Annotated in this window: 1 protein-coding gene and 1 pseudogene; both read left to right on the top strand. The window is 58.0% G+C overall.

The window, feature by feature from the left end:
- The first annotated feature begins 113 nt into the window (after nucleotides 1-113).
- Nucleotides 114-1139, top strand: coding sequence for an IS110 family RNA-guided transposase (locus VSR82_RS39695; RefSeq protein ID WP_498858891.1), 1026 nt, complete (start codon nucleotides 114-116; stop codon nucleotides 1137-1139).
- A gap of 292 nt (nucleotides 1140-1431) precedes the next feature.
- A pseudogene (locus VSR82_RS39690) lies at nucleotides 1432-2248 on the top strand (IS5 family transposase).
- Nucleotides 2249-2260: the final 12 nt, after the last annotated feature.

Genomic DNA, 2260 nt, shown 5'->3' with positions numbered 1-2260 from the left:
CTTAGAGACGGAATCAAAAAGACACCGCTGGGGGCTGTTAACCTTTTCGGCAAGCTGTAATGGGATGGTCACCCCCACCTCGCAGCCGGTAATTTCCTTCGGAGGCCACTGTCATGCAGAACGTCACGTTGGTAGGAATTGATCTGGGCAAGCATTCTTTCCATCTGCATGGCCAGGACAAGGCCGGCAAGGCAGTGTTTCGCAGGAAGGTTTCACGCAAGCAGCTCGTCGAGTTCTTCGCAACGTTCCACGCCTGCACGGTCGTGATGGAAGCCTGTGCCGGTGCGCATTGGCTGGCACGTAAGCTCGGCGAGTACGGACACTGCGTCAAGCTGATCTCGCCACAATTCGTGCGTCCATTCGTGAAGAGCAACAAGAACGACTTCGTCGATGCTGAGGCGATCTGCGAGGCTGCATCACGGCCTTCGATGCGGTTCGTCACGCCGAAGAACGAGTCGCAGCAGATCCTGTCGGCGCTGCACCGGGTCCGCCAGGCCCTGGTTCGGGATCGAGTACGCACGACAAATCAGATGCATGGATTCCTGCTCGAATTTGGCATCAGCTTGCCCGTAGGCCATGGCGTCGTGAAGCGCCTTCCTGTCGTACTGGCCGAACACCAGTTACCGCCACGACTTATCGCGATCCTTGAGCGATTGCACGACCATTTCAAGTACCTTACCACGCAGATCAGCGATATCGAGAAGGAACTTGAACGGCAGCTTGCCGAGGACGCCCTTGGACAGCGCCTCCTTACGATTCCCGGCGTCGGATCCATCACCGCAAGTCTGCTCGCCTCAGAACTCGGCGATGGCAAGCAGTATCGATGCAGTCGTGATTTCGCCGCTGCAGTGGGGCTCGTACCAAGGCAATATAGTACGGGTGGCAAATCGAACCTGCTCGGAATCTCCAAGAGAGGCGACAAGAACATTCGCCACCTGCTAGTCCAGTGCGCGCGGGCGTTCATGCTTCACCTGGATAAGCAGACCGGTTGCATGGCTGATTGGGTCCGCGCAATGTTGACGCGACGACATTCGAATGTCGTCGCCTGCGCACTCGCCAACAAGCTTGCGCGAATTGCGTGGGCTATCTCGAGCCGCAACACCGTATTTGAGCGGAGGACGGCTGTTACCGTCGCCTGACGGGCGCTACCACGCTCCGTATAAACAAACTTAACCCACCTGGTTTTGCGACCGCTGATTATCGATGACGTGAACGGTACACCGGCCTGGCGGACACGCTGAAAGGTTAACGAGCTCTTGAAGCTGCCCCTGTTATCAGCACTGCCAGGCGCGATTCTCATCGTGGCGCGCGGAGTCATCCCCACAACGACGCCGGATAGATTTGCGCTAACCATCACCAATCGAGATCTGTGTTGCAAAAATGGGGGTGACCATAGATTAACCTTGACCATCTGAACAACTGGAACCAAGGATGGGCGCGCCGATTGTTGAGGACGAACTGTGGGCACTGATCGAGCCATTGCTGCCGACGCCAAAACCCCGGCGCAAGAAGTATCCGGGACGGTTGCCGGTTGCGAACAGGGCTGCGCTGAACGGCATCCTGTTCGTGCTCAAGACCGGTATTCGTTGGCGCGACTGCCGACAAAACTTGGATTTGGCTCGGGCTCAACCTGCTGGAGACGGTTGCGCGACTGGCAGAAGGCGGGTGTGTGGGAGCGATTGCACGAACTACTGCTGGCGAAGTTACGCGAGGCAGGCGGACTGGACTTCTCGCGAGCAGCCGTCGACTCTTCATCTGTGCGAGCCGTTGGGGCGGGCGAAAAACTGGACCGAACCCCACGGATCGCGCGCGACCAGGTTCCAAGCACCACATCCTGGTAGACGCCAACGGCGTTCCTGTCAGCGCGATCCTGACAGGCGCGAATCGCAACGACGTCACCCAATTGCTGCCACTCGTTGACGCCATTCCACCGATGCGCGGCGTGCGTGGCCGACCTCTTCAGAAGCCCAAAGTCATCTACGCAGACCGCGGCTATGACTCCGAGACGCATCGTCAGAAGCTTCGCAAGCGCGGCATCATTCCGGTGATCGCCAAGCGCCGGACAGAGCACGGGAGTGGTCTGGGCAAGTTCCGATGGGTTGTCGAACGTACTCATGCGTGGCTTCACAACTTCCGTCGTCTTCGTATTCGCTTCGAACATCGCGCTGACATTCACGAAGCATTTCTCAAACTCGGTTGCTCCCTCGTCTGCTGGAACATCTTCAGACGGACGGAGCAGCCTTTTTGAATCCGTCTCTTA

The organism is Burkholderia sp. JPY481, assembly GCF_038900515.1.
Lineage (GTDB): Bacteria > Pseudomonadota > Gammaproteobacteria > Burkholderiales > Burkholderiaceae > Paraburkholderia > Paraburkholderia youngii.
The sequence above is the reverse complement of the archived record's forward strand: the minus strand, read 5'-3'. Positions and strand labels throughout refer to the sequence as shown.

What these genes read in the sequence shown, in the direction of transcription:
- VSR82_RS39695 (WP_498858891.1), top strand. Translation starts at nt 114, where the DNA reads ATGCAGAACGTCACGTTGGTAGGAATTGATCTGGGCAAGCATTCTTTC.